Annotated in this window: 20 protein-coding genes; 12 read left to right on the plus strand and 8 right to left on the minus strand. The window is 63.8% G+C overall.

The genetic code is table 11. The features are described from left to right. Positions 1 to 105 precede the first annotated feature (105 nt). Positions 106 to 507 carry a hypothetical protein gene (locus ACWF99_RS02825; RefSeq protein ID WP_387221702.1) on the plus strand — a complete coding sequence of 134 codons (402 nt, stop codon included), beginning with the start codon at positions 106 to 108 and terminating at the stop codon, positions 505 to 507. A 93-nt stretch (positions 508 to 600) separates the two neighbouring features. Next, entirely contained in the window at positions 601 to 1,752 is a 1,152-nt protein-coding gene (locus tag ACWF99_RS02830; RefSeq protein ID WP_452535296.1) for an IS30 family transposase, read from the plus strand. Positions 1,753 to 1,799: 47 nt separating this feature from the next. Here ACWF99_RS02830 and ACWF99_RS02835 read toward each other — a convergent pair whose 3' ends face one another. Beyond that, positions 1,800 to 2,432, minus strand: coding sequence for a hypothetical protein (locus ACWF99_RS02835; protein ID WP_452534275.1), 633 nt, complete (start codon positions 2,430 to 2,432; stop codon positions 1,800 to 1,802). Positions 2,433 to 2,744: 312 nt separating this feature from the next. Next, on the minus strand, positions 2,745 to 3,629 hold the full coding sequence (locus ACWF99_RS02840; protein WP_452534276.1) for a hypothetical protein: 885 nt from the start codon (positions 3,627 to 3,629) through the stop codon (positions 2,745 to 2,747). 164 nt (positions 3,630 to 3,793) lie between these two features. Here ACWF99_RS02840 and ACWF99_RS02845 point away from each other — a divergent pair, with 164 nt between their 5' ends. Then, complete coding sequence (locus ACWF99_RS02845; RefSeq protein WP_452534278.1) at positions 3,794 to 4,099, plus strand: carbohydrate-binding module family 14 protein; 306 nt, start codon at positions 3,794 to 3,796, stop codon at positions 4,097 to 4,099. A gap of 466 nt (positions 4,100 to 4,565) precedes the next feature. Here the strand turns inward: ACWF99_RS02845 and ACWF99_RS02850 are convergent, their stop codons facing one another. After that, positions 4,566 to 4,997, minus strand: a complete 432-nt coding sequence (locus ACWF99_RS02850; protein WP_452534280.1) for a hypothetical protein — start codon at positions 4,995 to 4,997, stop codon at positions 4,566 to 4,568. Between the two features lie 99 nt (positions 4,998 to 5,096). On the opposite strand from ACWF99_RS02850, the gene ACWF99_RS02855 reads away from it, so the two are divergent. From ACWF99_RS02855 to ACWF99_RS02880, 6 genes are all read left to right on the plus strand, one after another. Then, on the plus strand, positions 5,097 to 5,420 hold the full coding sequence (locus ACWF99_RS02855) for a WXG100 family type VII secretion target (protein WP_452534282.1): 324 nt from the start codon (positions 5,097 to 5,099) through the stop codon (positions 5,418 to 5,420). Then, the gene (locus tag ACWF99_RS02860) at positions 5,420 to 5,722 is read left to right on the plus strand and encodes a WXG100 family type VII secretion target (protein WP_452534284.1); all 303 of its coding nucleotides are present in this window, start codon (positions 5,420 to 5,422) and stop codon (positions 5,720 to 5,722) included. Before ACWF99_RS02855 ends, ACWF99_RS02860 begins: the two co-directional genes overlap by 1 nt. Before the next feature lie 2 nt (positions 5,723 to 5,724). Beyond that, positions 5,725 to 7,053, plus strand: a complete 1,329-nt coding sequence (locus tag ACWF99_RS02865; RefSeq protein WP_452534286.1) for a putative toxin — start codon at positions 5,725 to 5,727, stop codon at positions 7,051 to 7,053. After that, positions 7,034 to 8,080 carry a HEAT repeat domain-containing protein gene (locus tag ACWF99_RS02870; protein ID WP_452534288.1) on the plus strand — a complete coding sequence of 349 codons (1,047 nt, stop codon included), beginning with the start codon at positions 7,034 to 7,036 and terminating at the stop codon, positions 8,078 to 8,080. The genes ACWF99_RS02865 and ACWF99_RS02870 overlap by 20 nt, the downstream gene beginning before the upstream one ends. 72 nt (positions 8,081 to 8,152) lie before the next feature. Beyond that, positions 8,153 to 8,668 carry a DUF3558 domain-containing protein gene (locus ACWF99_RS02875; protein ID WP_452534290.1) on the plus strand — a complete coding sequence of 172 codons (516 nt, stop codon included), beginning with the start codon at positions 8,153 to 8,155 and terminating at the stop codon, positions 8,666 to 8,668. Positions 8,669 to 9,061: 393 nt separating this feature from the next. Further along, complete coding sequence (locus tag ACWF99_RS02880; RefSeq protein ID WP_452534292.1) at positions 9,062 to 9,385, plus strand: hypothetical protein; 324 nt, start codon at positions 9,062 to 9,064, stop codon at positions 9,383 to 9,385. A 203-nt stretch (positions 9,386 to 9,588) separates the two neighbouring features. On the opposite strand, the gene ACWF99_RS02885 is transcribed toward ACWF99_RS02880, so the two are convergent. Together ACWF99_RS02885 and ACWF99_RS02890 are read right to left on the minus strand one after the other, a co-directional pair. Continuing rightward, positions 9,589 to 11,109 carry a class I adenylate-forming enzyme family protein gene (locus tag ACWF99_RS02885; RefSeq protein ID WP_452534294.1) on the minus strand — a complete coding sequence of 507 codons (1,521 nt, stop codon included), beginning with the start codon at positions 11,107 to 11,109 and terminating at the stop codon, positions 9,589 to 9,591. Beyond that, positions 11,106 to 12,029, minus strand: a complete 924-nt coding sequence (locus ACWF99_RS02890) for an alpha/beta hydrolase (protein ID WP_452535297.1) — start codon at positions 12,027 to 12,029, stop codon at positions 11,106 to 11,108. Before ACWF99_RS02890 ends, ACWF99_RS02885 begins: the two co-directional genes overlap by 4 nt. A 74-nt stretch (positions 12,030 to 12,103) precedes the next feature. Between ACWF99_RS02890 and ACWF99_RS02895 the strand changes: the two genes are divergently transcribed. Next, the gene (locus ACWF99_RS02895; protein WP_452534296.1) at positions 12,104 to 12,760 is read left to right on the plus strand and encodes a TetR/AcrR family transcriptional regulator; all 657 of its coding nucleotides are present in this window, start codon (positions 12,104 to 12,106) and stop codon (positions 12,758 to 12,760) included. A gap of 59 nt (positions 12,761 to 12,819) precedes the next feature. Here the strand turns inward: ACWF99_RS02895 and ACWF99_RS02900 are convergent, their stop codons facing one another. Together ACWF99_RS02900 and ACWF99_RS02905 are read right to left on the minus strand one after the other, a co-directional pair. Further along, positions 12,820 to 13,248 carry an SCP2 sterol-binding domain-containing protein gene (locus tag ACWF99_RS02900; protein WP_452534298.1) on the minus strand — a complete coding sequence of 143 codons (429 nt, stop codon included), beginning with the start codon at positions 13,246 to 13,248 and terminating at the stop codon, positions 12,820 to 12,822. Positions 13,249 to 13,298: 50 nt separating this feature from the next. Continuing rightward, the gene (locus ACWF99_RS02905) at positions 13,299 to 13,763 is read right to left on the minus strand and encodes a tautomerase family protein (RefSeq protein ID WP_452534300.1); all 465 of its coding nucleotides are present in this window, start codon (positions 13,761 to 13,763) and stop codon (positions 13,299 to 13,301) included. A 90-nt stretch (positions 13,764 to 13,853) separates the two neighbouring features. Here ACWF99_RS02905 and ACWF99_RS02910 point away from each other — a divergent pair, with 90 nt between their 5' ends. Next, the gene (locus ACWF99_RS02910) at positions 13,854 to 14,756 is read left to right on the plus strand and encodes an MBL fold metallo-hydrolase (protein ID WP_452534302.1); all 903 of its coding nucleotides are present in this window, start codon (positions 13,854 to 13,856) and stop codon (positions 14,754 to 14,756) included. A 378-nt stretch (positions 14,757 to 15,134) separates the two neighbouring features. After that, positions 15,135 to 15,905, plus strand: a complete 771-nt coding sequence (locus ACWF99_RS02915) for an SDR family NAD(P)-dependent oxidoreductase (protein WP_452534304.1) — start codon at positions 15,135 to 15,137, stop codon at positions 15,903 to 15,905. Positions 15,906 to 16,754: 849 nt separating this feature from the next. Here ACWF99_RS02915 and fabD read toward each other — a convergent pair. Further along, positions 16,755 to 17,708, minus strand: coding sequence for an ACP S-malonyltransferase (fabD, locus tag ACWF99_RS02920; RefSeq protein ID WP_452534306.1), 954 nt, complete (start codon positions 17,706 to 17,708; stop codon positions 16,755 to 16,757).

The following is a 17,708-nucleotide window of genomic DNA, read 5'->3' on the forward strand; positions in this document are numbered from 1 at the left end:
TAGCCGGTTCCCCTGCGCCTCAGAGTCCCCAGCTCCCGGTGGTGCCGGACTCTGGCTAGGCTGGATCTCTTCGCTATCGGGCGGAGTCCCCGGGAGCTGTGAGCCATGAGCGACCACATCCAAATGCAACCCCCCGACTACCACCGGTGTCTCGACACCGTGTTCGCCTCGCCAGTCGCCTGCCGGGAGCTACTGCAACGACTGTCGGAGATAACCGAGCACGACATCCACTCACGGTGGTCACCGTGGTTGGGACAGGTGCCTCCGCCCCACGGTTCGCGGGTCGCCGAACAGATTCCGGTCGCCGTGCGGTTGGCGATGCTGCAGGCCGATTACGACTCATGCCGCGAGATCCTCGACCTCAACGTCCGCGACCTCGCCGCGGTGGTCGGCGTGCACCCGATGCAGATGAGCTACGTCGAACTCATCGCCAGTGTGCGCAGGATCCTTGAGGATCAGCGAAACCGGATCCTCGAACTGGAGGCTGACCGGCCGGGCTGTCGTTAGAGCTGTTCGTAAAACGAACTTGGGCTCAGGTGGTCACTGCATCACCACGTGGATGATCATGTCGGCGTGGAGGTTTGGGGGCGGGACTACGGAATGTCAGCGGCTCGTCAGGACGAGGTGTGGCGTAGATGGCGAGCGGGGGAATCGTTCAGTGCGATAGCGCGATCCCTCGGGATGCCGCTGCAGCATGTCAGGCGATTCTTGGCCCAAACCGGAGGAATCCAGCGTCGGCCGACGCGGCGGCGCATCCAACACTTGACGATGGTCGAGCGAGAGGAGATATCCCGCGGCCTGGCCGCGGGCAGCTCAGCCCGCACGATCGCCACCGGGCTGAACCGTTCGCCCTCGACGATCGCGCGTGAGATCGCGCGCAACGGCGGGGCCGGGGCCTATCGGGCAGCGGTCGCCGATCAGCGGGCCTATCACCGTGCACGACGGCCGAAACCAGCCAAGCTGCTGCAGAATCCGATGTTGCGAGAGCTCGTTGAGGACAAGCTCTCGGTTCGTTGGTCGCCTGAGCAAATCGCGGGATGGTTGCGCCGACAATTCCCCGGCGACGAATCGAAGCAAGTCTCTCACGAGGCGATCTACCTGGCGTTGTTCGATCCCCGACGTAGAGCGATCGAGAGGACACTGACGCGCCGACTACGAACCGGTCGGCTGATGCGGCATCCGAAACGAGCCGGCCGCCGTCGAGACGGTCGCGGAGTCATCAGTGACCTGGTGCCGATCAGCGAACGACCTATCGAAGTCGAAGACCGCCGGGTCGCAGGCCACTGGGAAGGCGATTTGGTGATGGGCTCACGCCCGTCTGCCATCGCGACGCTGGTAGAGCGGACCAGTCGATTCACCGCGCTGGTCGCGCTGCCCGAGGGCATCAAAGCTCACCAGGTCACCCCCTACTTGACGGAATATCTGCTCAGCCTGCCGATATCGATGCGCCGATCTCTGACCTGGGACCGTGGCCGAGAAATCGCAGGCCACAAGTCCATCACTGCCGCGACCGGCACGCCGATCTATCTATGCAAACCTCGAAGCCCGTGGCAACGAGGCACCAACGAAAACACCAATCGCTTACTGCGCCAATATCTACCGAAGAACGCCGACCTTCGCCGCTTCACCCAGAACGCTCTCGACGTCATAGCCCTCGAACTCAACCACCGGCCCCGCAAGATCCACGGGTACTGCAGCCCTGCCGAGGTCTACGCTGAGCATCTGAACAGTGGTGACGCACTGACTGTTTGAGCGCAGCAACGATTCTCGACACCGCCTTACGCGGGTCGCCTTCGCGCTCAACCGGCGCGGGTGCCCCACTTCCGCTCACGCCTCATCTGCCGTGCGATCAGCGCCAGCCATACCGATCCCCATGCCAGCAGTGCCAGGCCGGCGACTGCGGTAACCAGCCAGAATGCCATGCCTTCGGCGCCTGGGCTTAGGAACCAATATGTCTCGGTGCCCGCAGTGATAGCGATGACGTGACCGCGCCACATCCTCAGTGTCGCCGCTTGTCCCTCCTGAGAGTTTCGGTACAGCTCGGCAGAGACCTCGTGGGTGCTCCGGGATCCGTCGGGCCGCTGGCAGGTGAGTATGTAGTCGGTCGTGGTGGTGTCGGGCATGTGTGGATCGCTGTTCGGACTGGTCGTCTGTTCGATGTCTCGCCCGACGACCAACACTTCGAGGCGTTCGAAGCTGTCCAGGTCGTCGTCACCGCAGTCCAGGTCGTCACCGCAGTCCTTGGCGTGGCTGAACTCTTCGTTCAGGTGGTAGGAATCGCCAAACTTTGGGACCGCGAGTACAAGAAGGGTGATCCCGGCACCGACGGCCAGCACCAACCCGACGATGTACGCGAACGATTCCAACCGCTCGCGCCAGGAAGTCCACGTGGAAGACCCGTCAGGGTAGGTGCGACGACGGTCGTTGAACATCCGGGGACCTGCCATTCTGTCGCCCCGCGCGATACTCGACCTCGCAGGGGAACTCGCTGCGCCCGAACATGTTCGGGCTCAACTCAAGGTTGCCTCTTCAACGTGGCACAGTCCAGCTCCTGAGCCAACGTCGGGTTCGTGCGTCGAAGTATCGATCGATTTCCGACAGTGCGGCTATGCCAAGAACGCCTTGTAGTTAGAGATGCGGAACGGCTCTGGGGCGAGTGGGCCAGGTCTTGAGCATTCGCAGCGCTGGATGTATTGCCGCAGCGGCGTTGGGTACCAGGTATCCGCGGTCGAAGGTTGCTGAGGTCACGGGTCGGAAGTCAGGGGCTTCGAGACAGATACGTGGATCGTCAGTGCGTTGGCTACTGGAGAGCCTGTGATCGGCTGTTGGGGGTTGCTGTATTCCCAGCCCAGGTCCATCGGGCGACCGAACTCCCGAGCGGTCCGGGTCTCCTGCGCCAACCAGGTGGGGTCATGGACTACTAGCGCCAAACAGATTTCTGGACGCAAGGTCATGAGGTTGACGGACACGCCGGTGTAGTAGAGGTCTGCGCGCCCCTCACTGATCGCCTGTTTGAGCCGGATCACCTCGGGGGCGCACTCCGGATCGGGTGCGCCCATGGCTTCTGGACGCTCGAAGGCATCTTGGGCATAGATCTCTTCCACCCACTCGCGGAGGAAATTTCGCTCCACTGAACACTCTTCTATCGGCGGCGACGGGTGCTCGAAGTGAGGAGACAGGATTCCTGAGGGAGCGACGTGGTTGAAGTAGGCGTGGGTGGCGACCGCCTCGGAGCGAAATGGCAGTAGAAGGTCGTAGCGGTCGGTGCCGCGTGCCACGAGAAGAACGGTTGCGTGCGAGAGGGCCGCAGCGCGGGTGGAGCCGGCGATAACCGGGTCGATCGTGGATCCGTCCCTGTCGATGGATTGGTGCAACCACGAACGACGTGGCAACTCTGCTAGGGCTACGACACCGTCGCGGTCAGGCCGCAGAGCGTCCATCAGCTCCTTGTCGAGATCCTCCGACGTCGTTATGGACGCGAAGTATCGACCCAACTTGCAGTCCAGACGCGGCGCACCAGCATCATCGAACCAGAGCTTCTCGAAGGCATAGGTGGAGCCGGAGAAGAACGCGCGCGTATCGACGCCGAGATCCTCGGCCTTGTTGAATCGTTCGTTGAGGGCGACCAACCGGTCATAAGCGGCAGGATCGAACCTGTCGGAGTAGTCGTCCTTCGAAGGAAGGACATCGTGCTCGCTCGGTTTGCCGGCGAGGGCAGCTTCCCAATCGAGATGCTCGGACTCGGGCGCGGGGAAGGCGCAGATCGGGTAGTCGATTCACCCGTGTTCTCGCTTTGCCGACAGCCGGACTGCTGCTCAGTTCCGCCCTCACGCTCGTTGCCGCGTCGTCTGCTCTCGCGGAGGACACCGGAGTCGGCATCGCCGCCTTCAACTGTCCCGAACCCGACGGGCTCTTCCCGTATCCCGGAGACGTGACGAAGTACGTTGAGTGCTCGAACAAAGTTCCGACCGTGCACACGTGTCCGAGTGGCCTGAACTGGAACCGGCATGCACAGTACTGCGATTGGCCGAGCAGCGCCGGCGCGGTGGCCGACCGCTACCAGTCCGGAAATTTTGTTGACCCCACTGGGTTCCGGTAGTAATCGCTGAGGTATCAACGGAGTTCGGCGTATCCCCTGGTAGGGGTGATCTATCGGTGGCACCGCCGCGTATTCATCTTCCTCCGTTGGTGCCACGTACGTCGCTTGGCGATTGATGTCGCTAAACGATCGAGGATGAGAGCGCGGCGGTCCTGGGTTCGAGTCTCAGCTTAGAAGTCACTGGCTCGCGGAAGATCGGCATCGCCGCGCGAGCGAGAAACGACCGGTGCCTATCCGGGACTGCTACACGGATCGGTGACGCTATGACCTGTGCCCTCCTTCTCCACACGAGTCAGCCGAAGCAGGGCGGGATCGATCGTTCTGATCCCCGCTCGCCCGTATCGACTCAGCAACATCAATTCGGATCGCGCTGCCCCTATCGCTCGGCACCGGCCTGACGCGTTCGCTATCGCCAGCCCAAGTGAAGTACGGAGAAGGGGTATAGCCGAGCTCGCGACTCACAACACTAGAGCCGCAGTCCCCAAATACGACGTTGGCCTTGCGCGGCACTGATCCGGCTGGTGTCCAGCTCAATACTGCCGTCTACACCCAAGGTGTAAGGGACGAGGAGGTCGATGGCGATTCCGTCGCGGTGTTCGACGTGGACCTCGACTGCGTCCTCACCGCTGGCGGGGATGTCGACATCCATGGTCACCGCGAACGCGCGCAGGTGTAGGGCGTCGTGGTCGAAAGTGAGCGCGTCATGGACGGCGTCCTTCGACGGTGTGGAGCTGTCGGTCATCCGCGCGGTGCGCTGGCCGTCGTGATCGACGACGAACGCGAACGGGGAGAACGATCGATGCTGTCGCAGTTCGGTCTGGGCGAAGTCCAGGCTGTCGGCGAACAGATCATCGACATCGTCTTGCGTCTGTTGTGAGGCGTTTTCCCGCCATTGCATCAGAGCCCACTTCCCGGCTACTCGTGCCTCTACTAGTGTGTGCGTCGACGATACGCACAGTGTTGAGGCAACGCTGATGCTGGGGATGGGGAGGTCGAGATGGGGGACGAGTTATCGATCTCGCCGGACAAGGTTCGTGCCGCGGCGACGCGTTTGGTGAGCCTGCATGCGACGCTGACCGCGGCGGCTCGTGACATCGATACCAAGAACACGAGTCTGTACGACGGATGGACCGGAAGCGCCGCGGAGTCGATGAAGCAGATCTGGCAACGCGACTTCGGCGATGTCAGGACCTTCATCGACGAGATGACCGGCCTGGCGGAGAACCTGACAACCGTGGCGGATCAGCTCGAGGCCACCGACACCGCCAACAGCAACGCGATCACCCAGATCCAAGCTCCAGGCAGTGAGCGGGACGCGTGATGGGCGGGTTCAGCTACAACCTCGATGACCTGGCTGCGTTCTCCAAAGCATTGGATGCCTTCCTGCGCGCGGTGACCGACGAGCTCTCCGGAGCCAAGACAACCGTCGCCGAACTCCGAGACGGGGGTTTCAGCGGCGCCGCCGCCGAGGCGTTCGTGCAAGCACATACGACCTGGCAGGCCACAGGCGCTCGCTTGGTCGAACAGCTCGCCGGCCACCGGCTCGCGATCGATAACGCGCACTACAATTACGCGCAGGTGCAGCAGGTCAACGCGCAGATTCTCGGACGGTCCGCGGGCTAGTCGTGACCACTCCCGGTTCAGTCGTAGTCAAGATCGATCCCGCCGCCTACTACGCCGCGGCCGCCAGGCTCGCCCAGTCCAGCCGCGATCTGGAGGCCGCCTTACGAGCCCTGGACGGCAGCCTCGATGTCGCACGGTCGGCGGGAGTCCATGAGGCGGGGGTGCGGTGGTCGAGCAGCTACGACCAATCTGCCTCGGACGTCTTCGAGCTCGCCTCACTCAGTGCGATCGCCGCCGGCGAGCTCGCCCGACAGGTCCATCAACTCGGCGTCAATCATGAAAGCAACGAGTCGGCGACCGATCCCAACCAGTCAGGTGCCAACCAACCCGCAGTCCCGAGCACAACCCAAATCGTCGATGCCCTGCACCCCAAACAGATCTCGGCAGGCGGGACCGGCGACAGGCCCGCGCACTGGGACAAGATCGCCGACAAGGTCACCAAGAAATGGCCGGACTGCGACTTCACCCGAATCAAGAACGCCGGAGAGAAGTTCCAGGAGTTCGGCCAGAGCGCCGAAGACGACGCGACCACGATGTTCAGCGAGGTCAAAACCCACCTCTACGACCAAACCGCCACCGACATCGACGCCGTCCTCGAAGAAGTCGCGCTGATCGCGACCGCCTACCGCGACGCCGGAAGTCTCGCCAAGGCTCTGCGACCGGCCTGTACGGAAGTCAGCGAAAAGTCTGATACCGAACGCCAGCAGGTCCAGGCAATCCTGAACAGCCTGGTCACCGCGCTGATTTCGTTGGATGTCGCGGGAGCCGCTCCAGCGGGCAAGGCCGGTGATGCCGGATACGACGTGGCCAAAGACGCCCTCATCCGCCAAGCAGCGACCGATTTCGACACCCTCATGGTCGAACTCGACGGCTTCGTCGCCGCGGCGATCAACTCCAACACCGGCATCTACACCACCGCCACCACTTCGGCGCGGCTGTTGACCGGAATCATGGAACGAACACCACGCAACACCGACCCGATCCACAACGGCGATACCCGCGACAGCGGCGAAACCGGACAGCAAGGCGAAGATCGCGCCGGGGTTCCGCGCGGCTCGAAGGAGGAGGTCGTCGTCAACGGGCGGGTCCGGATACCTGACCACATCGACGATCAGCTGGGCCAAGTCACCGAGGTCAAGAACAAGAACAAGCTCGACAAGAGTGACACCGAGCAGATCACGGACATGGTCGACTACGCCAACGGCAAGGGCTACTCACCGATCCTGGTCACCGATCACCGCACCACACTCACACCAGATGTCCAGAAGCTCGTCGACGAAGGCAAGATCACGCTGATCCGAAAGGAACTCGATGACAACGCCGACCTCTGACTCACCGAGCGAGCACGACCTCGCCCACCTCATCGAGGAACTCGATCGGTTCATCGACACCGTGCAGACCAGCATCGCCGAAGCGACCCTCGAGCCCCAGGACCCGACGAATTCGGCCCTCCAGAGCGCTGACGCTGATCTCGCGGACTGGCGACACCGCGGAATTCAGATACTTGCCAGCCTTCGCCAGTACCGAAAGCGCCTCGCGGCACGACACATTCATCAACTCGCCATCAACACCACCAGCACGGGAACGACGGCGGCGCGCACCGAACACCGCGCTGGATCGGAACCCGACCGGTCCTCCCCCACGCCAGCGGTCTTCACCTACCCCGGGATGCCGCACGGCGACGATTGGCTCGACAACCTGCCCGCCTGGTTCCACAACGGCCGCAACGGCTACGACATCCGGCTGGTCCGCGACCTCGCCGCGGTCGGGGTACGAACCTACGGACTCAGCGACCTTGCGAAACTCCCCACGATCCCCCCCGCGATCCCGGTTTTCCTCGACTGGCTCGAACACCTCGATGACAAAATTCCCGGACCCGAGGAATGGGGCCGCTTCAACACCGCCGAACACCACAAGGCCTGCATCCGCGGTGACCTCATCCGCAACCTCAACGACCCCGCCGCCCAAGGCGACCGCAGAGCCATCGACCTGCTCGTCCGCCAGCTAAGGCGACGACCCCCACTGATCGACGACATCCGCTACTGGGCTGGGTCGGCCCTGACCACGATCGCAGGCCCCAGCGACTTCGACCTGGTCGCGACACTGATCTCCGAACAACCACCCGGCGACCCTGTCATCGCCGCCCTCCTACGCTTCATCGGCCGTCACACGACGCCGGAAGCCAAGGACATCGCGGTCGCCCACCTCGAACATCCCCACACGCGCAACTTCGCGATCGAGGCCCTCGGACAGATGAAGGCGCCCGGCGCTCGAACCGTCATCGAGTCCTATCTCGATGACCCCGACCCTTACACGCGCAAGCAAGCCACCAAGGCACTGGCGAAACTGGCCGACTGAAGCCAGATAGTCCGGCAAACGCGCCGGCTCGGCTCTCGCCTCGCGTCACCGCACCCGCAGACAGGACCGTACGTGCGATCAACAACAGCAGCAGTACTCATCGCAGCACTGGCCCTTGCTCTCGGCGCATGTACATCGACATCCGACCGGTCCGAGGAGCCGGCCGAATCCACCGAACTTGCTGTTGCCGCCCTGTGGGACCCCTGCACAAAGATCGCGCCAGACCTCTTACGACAGATGGGTATCGATCCAGACACCAAGACCTCCACCACCACCGAGCAACCCGACTGGAAGTACTGCACCTGGCAGGACTCGAAAGCGGTTTGGGCCTACCACCTCGGCATTCTCTCCACGAGCTTCCCGCTCGAGGCTGTCAGGAAAACAAAACCCTCAGCCATCGAGACCACGGTCGGCGGGCGCACCGGTTTTCAGGACCGCACGGCCGACCGAGAGTGCGAGATCGTCCTTCCTGCCGGTAGCGGCTCGGTGTACATCCGAGCCTCCGACAGCCCCGCGGCACACAACCCACCCGATCCGTGCACCCGCGCACTGGAGGCCGCCAACATCCTGGTAACCAGCCTGCCCTGAGGAACTCGACAACCTCGAGGGTGGGGCGCGGCGACTACAACTCTGCTACGAACCGCCGAGCTAATCCAGCACGCCGCGAGGCGATTTTTGGGCCCTGGCTGGACGACGACAACACCGAAGGCGACCGCCGGTTCGCCGTGCACGACGACGATAGTGTCGTGCTTCTGCACCACGTCGCCCCGCGAAGTGTCTGCTCGACAACAACTTTGCGCCACTGCGGAAGCTGGGCCGACGCTAACACCACCCCACCGGCAACCGTACCGCTTCCGTGCGCAACAATTCCAGGGGGAACAAGTGAATAGTCCCGGTCAACAACACTTTCCGCGCCCCCCGGTCCCGCCGAGGCGGACGCCGAAGAGCCCAACACCCGTATCGTCTGGCTGATCGGCGCAGGTGGTCGTTGCAGTCTTCATCGCTCTCGCCGTCGCCGGCAACCTCATAAAAGACGACGAGACGCCCACGGCCGCAACGTCGGAGCCGTCGTGGCCCACCATGCCTGACGCCACCTCGGCGAAGCTCAACCCCACGACAGTAGCGCCGCCAACCACAGCGCCGCCGTTGCAGCGCACCGCGACCGCGACACCTTCGCCGGACTTCCCTGCCGGGTTGAACCCGCGATGCACTAAGGCGCCGACGGATTTGGTTGCCGCTGTGAACGCCGGTTTGAAGGACCGCAACCACACGATCGCCCATGCGGTGGTTTTTGTGTGGCAGTGACGGCTTCGAGTACATGGGGGCTTCCATCGTCGATCCGGCTGGGCTGCTGATTCAACGGTCGGATGTGTGGGTTCGTGGCCGGAGGAAGGTGTACGCGGCCTCGGGTGGTGCACGTAATGAGTCAACGTTCGAGCGGGCATCGAGGGGGTTGGATGCGCCGCGATCCACCGAAATCACCGCTCACGAATCGACTGGATCCGGGTTCAGTCTTTGACCGGGGGCCCCTTCGACACCTGGGAGTCGGACGCCATCGAACGGAGTTGGAGCTTGTCGATCTTGCCGACAGGATTGACGGGCAAGGCAGGAAGCACCCACATCACAGCAGGTCGCTTGTACGGAGCCAACTGCGCTTCGCACAGACTCTCCAAAGCATCGACGGTGCGCGCCGGATCACCGTCGTGACCAGTGGTGATGAACGCAGCAACGATCTCGCCCCACTTCTCATCCGGCCTCCCGACGACCGCGACGTCGATGACGTCCGGATGACTTGCCAGGACGTCCTCGATCTCGCGCGGGTAGATGTTCTCGCCACCGCGGATGATCATGTCCTTGACTCGCCCGTCAATCACGAGATAACCGTCGGTGTCCAGGTGACCGAGGTCGCCGGTCTTCAACCAACCGTCCACGAGCGCGGCGCGGGTCTCCTCCGGCTTTCCGAGGTAGCCCGCCATGACGTTGGCGCCTCTGAGTTGAACCTCACCCGTCAGCCCCGCGGCGAGGACCGTACCGTCTCCGCCCACAATGCGGATCTCCTGCCCCGGCATGGGCAATCCCACCGTGCCGGGCTTTCGCCGCCCGTCCCATGGATTGATTGTGGACGCGCACGTTCCCTCCGACAGGCCGTACCCCTCCACGACCGGGAAACCGAATCGACCCTCGAAAGCCTCCAGCAGCCCGTGGGGCGCTGGGGCTGCTCCACAGAGTCCGAAGCGCAGTGACGACGTCTCGAGCGCTCCGAGGTCTGGGGCGTTGTACAGCATGGAGAAGATCGTCGGCACGCCGCTGAAGTATGTAGGTTGCGCCTTCGCAACCAGGCCGAAGAACGTGGCGAGGTCGAAACGTCCCGCGACCATCGTGCTCCCTCCGTAGAGCATGGGTGTCAGGACGCTGACGACGATTCCGTTGACGTGGAAAAGAGGCAGGATCAGCAAGCTGCGATCGGCAGCGGTGATACCCAGAGAGTTGGCGCCCATTGTGGCCATGGCGAGGATGTTCTCGTGAGTGAGCATCACTCCCTTCGGCCGTCCGGTGGTGCCGCTGGTGTAGATCAAGAGGGCCAGCGAGTCGCCCTTCACCACCGGTTCACCACTCGCGTCGGCGCCGGGCGCGGGGGCGTCGCGCACGGCAATGACCGAGCGACCGGAAGCCGGTGTCGACGCGTCCACGTCGACAACGACCGTGGCGCCGGAATCGTCGAGCTGGTATCTCAGCTCATGCTCCATCAGCCCCGGGTTGATCGGCGTCACCGTGCATCCGATGCGCCACGCGGCGAACAGGAAGACGATGAACTCCACACAGTTGGGGAGGCGGAGCGCCACGACGTCGCCGGGCTGAGCGCCGAGCTCACGGAGCTGAGCACCGGCGGCGACGACGCGGGCGAGCAGCTCGCGATTCGTCAGGACCCCGACCCCGTCGCCAATCGCCGGACCGTCCGGGTCCGTGTCCGCCCTGGTGTCACACAGTGCCGCGAAGTGGTTGGCCAGCGCAGGCACTCGAGACGTCATCGCAGGCCCTCCGGCGTCTGGGGCGACAGGTGCTTGGCGAGGAACTCCGTCTGCTCGGCGACGAGCTGCTCGAACGGCTCACCCGTGTAGAAGTCGAAGTGTCCGGCCGCATAGGTCCGTACCACACCGCGCGGAGCCCGGTGAGCGTAATTCAGCGTCGGACCGGCCGGGGCGACCGTGTCCGTGCTGCTGACACAGAAGAGGATAGGGATCTGGATCTTCTTCGTTCGGCGTCCCGGCCGATACCTGATCATGCGCGGGATCGCACGCGCCCTCGTGCTGTTGACGAAGGTTCCCCCCTCAGGCACGAGTGCCTGGTATCCGGGCAATGCGTCGGGCGCCGTCATGATGGCGACGTCGCCGTGCGCGCCTGCGAATGGGAGGCAGACCGGCTCTCGCCGGGTGGCGGTGGCGAGCAGGTCGCGGATAAACCGCCCCTGGAGCCGAAGGGACTCACCAGGGCTCGTGCGAAGCGCCGTCAACAGCCCGTCGGTGAAGGGACACTGCGCGACGGCCGCGGCCAGCTCCGGGTGACGCGAAGCAATGGTGATCGCGTGGCCCCCGCCGAACGACGTCCCCCAGATCGCAATGCGGCTGCCGTCGACGTCGTTACGACTCCGTGCATGCGCGAGAACCTCTTCCCAGTCCTCCAACTGGCCCTTCACATTCAGCTCCTGGCGATGCGTGCCACCGCTGTCGCCGAAATTGCGATAGGTGAAGGCGACGCTGGCGATCCCCCGGGCAGCAAATCGTTCTGCGTAGGCATCGAGGCGCATCTCGCGCGTCGCCCCCATGCCGTGTCCCATGACGACAACGGGAGGCCGCTGCACCCCAGAAGGCAGGTACAGCCACGCCGTGCAGAAGCTGTCACCCACCGGAATGGTGATGGTCTGGCGATGATAGGCGGTGTGCTTGGACATCATTGGCCTCTCAGTTCAATAACTACGTTATATCAGTGTTCTGGCTGTGGCGGCGCCTATGGGAGAATGGCGACGTGACGACGATCGACACTCTCCCGGCACGCCGAGGCGCCTTGGTCGAGGCGGCTCTCCGCCTCTTGGGTGAATATGGACCGGGGGCCATCAAGGCCCGGGCAGTCACCGCCGAGGCCGACCTGACGACGATGGCGCTGTACTCGGCATTCGGTGGCATACCGGGGCTCATGACCGCTGTCGTCGAGGAAGGATTCGCGCGACTCGACTCGCGCATGCGCGGCATCGACCCCTCGGACGACGCCATCGCGGACCTGTTCTCGATGGCCATCGAGTGTCGGCGTTTCGCCATCGAGAACCCCCACCTCTACGACCTGATCTTCGGTCCCGAGAGCCGCGACGTAGCCCGTGGCAAGCTGCTGGCCGGGGATGCACTATCGACTGGAGCAACCGCGTACCAACAGTCTTTCGCTACCTTGGCGAAAGCCTGCGACCGGGCCGTCGAGGCCGGCCGCGTGCGCTCGTCGAGCGGGCGCCACCTTGCCGCTCAGCTCTGGAGCCTCGTGCACGGTTACATCTCACTGGAGCTCAGCGGGCACTTCGCGGGCTTCGCAGACCCCGTCGACGAGGTCTTGGTCCCCTTAGCCGTGAGTTTTATGACCGGCCACGGCGATGACCCGGATCAGTCGATGTCATCCACCGCGAAGACCAAGATCTGAGGCCGACCGTTCACCCGTGAGGCCGACGCTACCCGCGCGGCGACGTCGGCCTCTCGGCGTCAGGGCGAGGCCGGGCTCGGCTTCTTGACCAACAGATCCTCGCGACCCGCGTCGATGACGGTCTGGATGTACAGCGGGAAGAGCTTGGTCGCGATCGGCAGGACCCGAACAATCAAGGTCTTCTTGCCCTGTACCCTCACCAGTCCACGGGTCATTGATGCAAGCATGTTCAGCTCACCCTGCCAGAACAGGTTCGCGGCCATCGTGGACATGCGAAGTGTCGCATCGGCCTCCTCGTCGGCATTGCCCTCGCGCGCCTCCTGAGAAGCCATGTCGATGACGAGGACTCCGTCCGGGTCGGTGGTGATCACCTTCATAGTCCCTTGGATTCCGTTCATCCTGGCGAGGATTTCCTCGTCCGAGCGTGCGGCCTCGAAGGTGGAGCCGATAAAGCGAAACATCTCTGGGGCGGTGGGCTTGGTGGGCATGTCATTCCTTCTCGGGTTGTGAAACTGGATCGGGTTGGTCGTGCGAGAGCTCAGGTCAACTGGTCTGCGAAAGTCCCGGCATCCTCGCCCTGCCACGACGAGGCCGCGTTGTCCTCGGCCCACCGCTTCTCATGCTCGGACTCGGCCGGCGGCGGCACGAACCCCTGAGTTCGCCACAAATCGATCGGCGTCTCGTCGATGTGAATCTCCCAGTCGAACCCTCGATCCTTCGCGAACGGCTCGAGCGTCGCCTCGAACATCTCCATCGTCAGATCGCGCAGCTCCGGAGTGTCGAGCTGACGCGCAATGTGGTCGACGACCACACGGACGAAGTTGTCGGCCGGTTTGCCGCCGACCCAGATGGTGCCCGGCCGACGCTCCTCGAAGACGACCACGACGTAGAAGCGCGGCAGTCCGGCCAGGTCGGCATAGACGTCGGTGATAGCGCTCGACAAGGCCTCCTTGTCGGCGGTGTCGTACGCCCCTTCAGGGGCAAAGATCTGCCACATCGGCATGCTGACTCATCTCCTTCAGTGACTTGCGACTCCTCTTGAAACAACGTTATAACATCATTATGCTCGGCAGCAGTCAACCACGGAGGAAAAATGACGACAGTTCAAAGCGATGCGACGTACCGACCCCCCGTTCGTGCCACGGTGTTCGTCGGCCGATGGCCGCAGGTCCCCTTCGAGGAGATGCCCGAGATCATGCCGTCAGGCCTGTTCTCACCTACCACGGCGACGCTGATCAGCGGCGAGACCGAAGCCGTGTTGATCGATGCCCTCTATCTCAAGGAGGATGTGCGCGACCTCGGCGATCTGATCGAACGAACCGGCAAGAAGCTGACCACTATCTACGTGACACACGACCACCCTGACCACTACCTCGGGATCGGTCCGCTGCTCGAGCGCTTCCCCGAGGCCCGGTGCTTCGCACTGCCCCACGTCGTGGAATCCATGCACGAGACGATGGAGATCCAGGGCGACCAGTGGGAGCTGCTGTTCGGCGACACCTGCGTCGTCGGCGGGGTCTTCCCCGAACCTCTCGAGGGCAACACACTCGTGGTCGACGGGGCGGAGCTACGCGTCATCGAGGTCAAGCAAGCCGACATCCACCCGACCTCGATCGTCCATGTGCCCTCGATCGACCTCGTGGTTGCGGGCGACGCGATCTACAACGAGATCCACCCCATGCTCGGACTCTCAGGCCCCAAGGAGTGGGGGGACTGGCTCGAGACCATCGACGTTGTGGAAAGCCTTGCGCCCAAGATGATCGTGGCCGGTCATCGCCGTCCCGACGGGGATGACCGTGCTGTGGAGACAATGATCAGTCAGACTCGGAGCTACATCCGCGACTTCGCGGACGCCTATGAAGGCGCGTCGTCTCCGACCGAGATCGTCGACGCTGTGGTCGCGAAGTACCCACACCACGGCAATCTCTGGACACTGCAGTTCTCCGCCATCAACGTCTTGGCGTCGAACGACCTCGGAATCCAAGCCGAGAGCTAAGCGACCGGACCTCGGTTCCGGCAGGACTGGTTCGTTATTGCGAGGCCAGTTGGCTCAGGCCAACATCTCCTCGAGGAGGTCGTGCAGGCCGGCAGACTCGCCCAACCGCAACGCGGGATCACACAGCATCCGGCACCAATTTCGGATCATCGAAGGTCAGCCGGATCGTGTGAAAGGTTTCACTTACGAGGCGCCCTCTTAAACGGATGGAAGTTGACCTCGCAATTGATATTTTCCCTGTGCAGGAGAGCACTCTCGTAATACGCCACGCTTGAGTGACCCAACCTCGTCAGTGGATCAGGGCTCAGCCCTGATCCACCGGTGGCAATTCGGGAACACTGATTTCGACGTCACTGTGGTGGGCGGGGGTGACTGGGCATGGGCGTCCGCCAGCCTGTACCGGTTCTTCCACTTGATCCTTGGTCGCGCCGTCGTCAGCTGGTTGGTCAGTTGGTAACCGGGATGGGTGGCCCGGTGGCGGTGGCCCACAGCGCCTCCATGTCAGGGCCCATGTCCAGTCGCATGGCAGGCATAGGAAGGCCGATCTCGCCGCTGACCCCGCTTCACTGCATCGACAGCTCACTCGACAATAGACGTTCGCCTGCCGAGGAAAACTCGGCTGCCCTGGCGCAGAATATCTTCGACATCAACGTCTTCGGCGTCATCCGCATGACGAATGCGGCTTTGCCGCATATGCGTGCGCAGGGCAGCGGCCGCATCGTCAACCTATCCTCCATTCTCGGGATCATTCCGCAGCCCTACATGGCCGTATACGCCGCGTCCAAACACGCAGTCGAGGGCTACTCCGAATCTCTCGACCATGAGGTCCGCGAGTACGGCGTGCGGGTTCTGCTCGTCGAACCTGCCTTTGCCAACACCGCATTCGACGCCAACACCGTGCAGCCCGACCAACCCCTCCATGCCTACGCACAGCAGCGACGGGTGTTCGAGGAATACGTGGCCGCTTCGATCAAGGCCGGTGACGACCCCGCCCTCGTCGCCAAGGCGATCGTGGCGGCAGCTACCGATACCAAGCCCAAACCGCGCTACCCCGTAGGGCGAAGCGCGCGGGTCAGCACCATGCGCCGCCTGGTCCCCGCTGGGATTTTCGACAAACAGATCCGCAAAATCAACCGGCTGCCCGCGTGACGGCGTCGACCTTCGGCGCAAACCCGGCCCCCTCCGGGCGGCTATGAGGGAAGGTTGCTCGATCACGGTTCAATCGAGAGTGCGAGCTCGGGGCGTTCGGCGTTGCGCGGCTGGGAGGGCCGGACCAGCGAGAGGGAACGGCACCTGACCTCCACTCAGCAGTTCGGGTATACGGCACGGCATCGTTCAGGGAGAGTAGAAATTCGCGATGACCAGGCGTTTTACGGTTGCCCATGTTCTGCGTGCCCTGCCGAAGGCGCGAACCTGCGACATCCCGTCGGGACAGACTTTCCATCCCGTCATCCTGGCTCGCGACAGTGTCTGAAATCCGTCCGGCGGCGTGCCTCGACCCGGACATCCCGATCATGGACTACCGGCCCCGCAACGGGTGTTTCTACGATTCTTCTACGATTTGCACGCGGGTTTGCGCAGGAACTTCGGGGAAGGGACCGGTAGCTTCAGGGCTACCAGATAGGCATCTACCTGCTGAAACAGGGAAATCATGGGAAGAGTCGGGCACCTTCGGGAACCTGCGGAAACGCTGTGCCGAATTCATGACCTGTCAAGCCGATACTTATCGGCCGCCATAGCGCGGCCAACGGCTCCGGCGCGAGCACTCCGCCCGCCGTCCGCTCCAGCCGACCCCAACTGACCGACACCGACCCGATGGCACGGTGACCTACGGCGTCAGCCACTTTCGCTACGTCTGGCCCGCGGAGTGCGATCTGATGGCTCAGTTGGCCGGGTTGTCGCTGGAGGGCGCACCGCGGACTGGCTCGGTACTCCGTTCACCGGCGACAGCGAGAACCATGCGTCGGTCTGGCGTAAGCCGCCGGACCGACCCATCGGCTAGCCCTGCTCTTCGGGTTTCGATATCGCCGTCGAGCTGACGTCGGGGGCGATGCGGCGGGAGAATCCGGTCAGTACCTGGCCGGGGCCCAGTTCGACCAGGTCGTCGTAGCCGTCGGTGGCAGCCCGTTGGACGGTCTCCACCCAGCGGACCGGGGCCAGCAGTTGGCCGCGCAGGAGCGCGCGGATTTCGGTGGGGTCGGCGACGTAGTCGGCCGTGACCGCACTGAGCACCGGAACGACCGGGGGCCGGAGGGTGTAGCGGTCGAGTTCGGCGCCGAATTCGGCGGCGATGTCGGCCATCAGGGGCGAATGGAAGGCTCCGGCGACTTTGAGCCGCACCACTTTCGCCGCGCCGGCGGACCGGGCCAGGTCCTCGAGGTCGGCTACGGCGGTGGCGGCGCCGGAGACCACGGTCTGGGTCGGCTGGTTGTAGTTGGCCACGCCGACAACGCCCGAGGTGACGCGGGCACACAGCGCGTCGACCTGCTCGGCGGGTAGGCCGATGACGGCGCTCATCGCGCCGTCGTAGCGGCGGGAGACCTCGGCCATGAGCTCGCCGCGGCGGCGTACCAGTTGCAGGAGGGTGTCCTCGTCGAGCACTCCGGCGACGGCCAGGGCGGTGAACTCCCCCAGGCTGTGACCGGCGACCGCTGCGGGCGGCTGTCCGCGCTGTGTGCGGACCGCGCTGAGGGCCAGGCTGGTGGCGACGATCGCGGGCTGGGCCACGTCGGTAGCCCGCAATTGTTCGGCGGTGCCGTCGACGCACAGCTGGGTCAGCGGGATACCGAGAACGTCGTCGGCGCGGCGGAAGACCTCCTCGGCCACCGGGTAGTCGGTGATCCACGCGGCCATGCCGGGCCGCTGAGAACCCTGCCCGGGGAACAGTGCCAGGGTCTTTGGGCCCGTTGCCAGCTGGTCGGGCTGTTCTCGGATGAAGACATCGACGGTCAT

Source organism: Nocardia sp. NPDC055002 (genome assembly GCF_053608825.1).

Bases quoted from the DNA above. Each gene is read 5' to 3' on its own strand.
- ACWF99_RS02825 (WP_387221702.1), top strand. From the start codon at position 106: ATGAGCGACCACATCCAAATGCAACCCCCCGACTACCACCGGTGTCTC.
- ACWF99_RS02830 (WP_452535296.1), top strand. From the start codon at position 601: ATGTCAGCGGCTCGTCAGGACGAGGTGTGGCGTAGATGGCGAGCGGGG.
- ACWF99_RS02835 (WP_452534275.1), bottom strand. From the start codon at position 2,432: ATGTTCAACGACCGTCGTCGCACCTACCCTGACGGGTCTTCCACGTGG.
- ACWF99_RS02850 (WP_452534280.1), bottom strand. From the start codon at position 4,997: ATGCAATGGCGGGAAAACGCCTCACAACAGACGCAAGACGATGTCGAT.
- ACWF99_RS02855 (WP_452534282.1), top strand. From the start codon at position 5,097: ATGGGGGACGAGTTATCGATCTCGCCGGACAAGGTTCGTGCCGCGGCG.
- ACWF99_RS02860 (WP_452534284.1), top strand. From the start codon at position 5,420: ATGGGCGGGTTCAGCTACAACCTCGATGACCTGGCTGCGTTCTCCAAA.
- ACWF99_RS02870 (WP_452534288.1), top strand. From the start codon at position 7,034: ATGACAACGCCGACCTCTGACTCACCGAGCGAGCACGACCTCGCCCAC.
- ACWF99_RS02885 (WP_452534294.1), bottom strand. From the start codon at position 11,109: ATGACGTCTCGAGTGCCTGCGCTGGCCAACCACTTCGCGGCACTGTGT.
- ACWF99_RS02890 (WP_452535297.1), bottom strand. From the start codon at position 12,029: ATGTCCAAGCACACCGCCTATCATCGCCAGACCATCACCATTCCGGTG.
- ACWF99_RS02900 (WP_452534298.1), bottom strand. From the start codon at position 13,248: ATGCCCACCAAGCCCACCGCCCCAGAGATGTTTCGCTTTATCGGCTCC.
- ACWF99_RS02905 (WP_452534300.1), bottom strand. From the start codon at position 13,763: ATGCCGATGTGGCAGATCTTTGCCCCTGAAGGGGCGTACGACACCGCC.
- ACWF99_RS02910 (WP_452534302.1), top strand. From the start codon at position 13,854: ATGACGACAGTTCAAAGCGATGCGACGTACCGACCCCCCGTTCGTGCC.
- ACWF99_RS02915 (WP_452534304.1), top strand. From the start codon at position 15,135: ATGGGCGTCCGCCAGCCTGTACCGGTTCTTCCACTTGATCCTTGGTCG.
- fabD (WP_452534306.1), bottom strand. From the start codon at position 17,708: ATGACCGTCGATGTCTTCATCCGAGAACAGCCCGACCAGCTGGCAACG.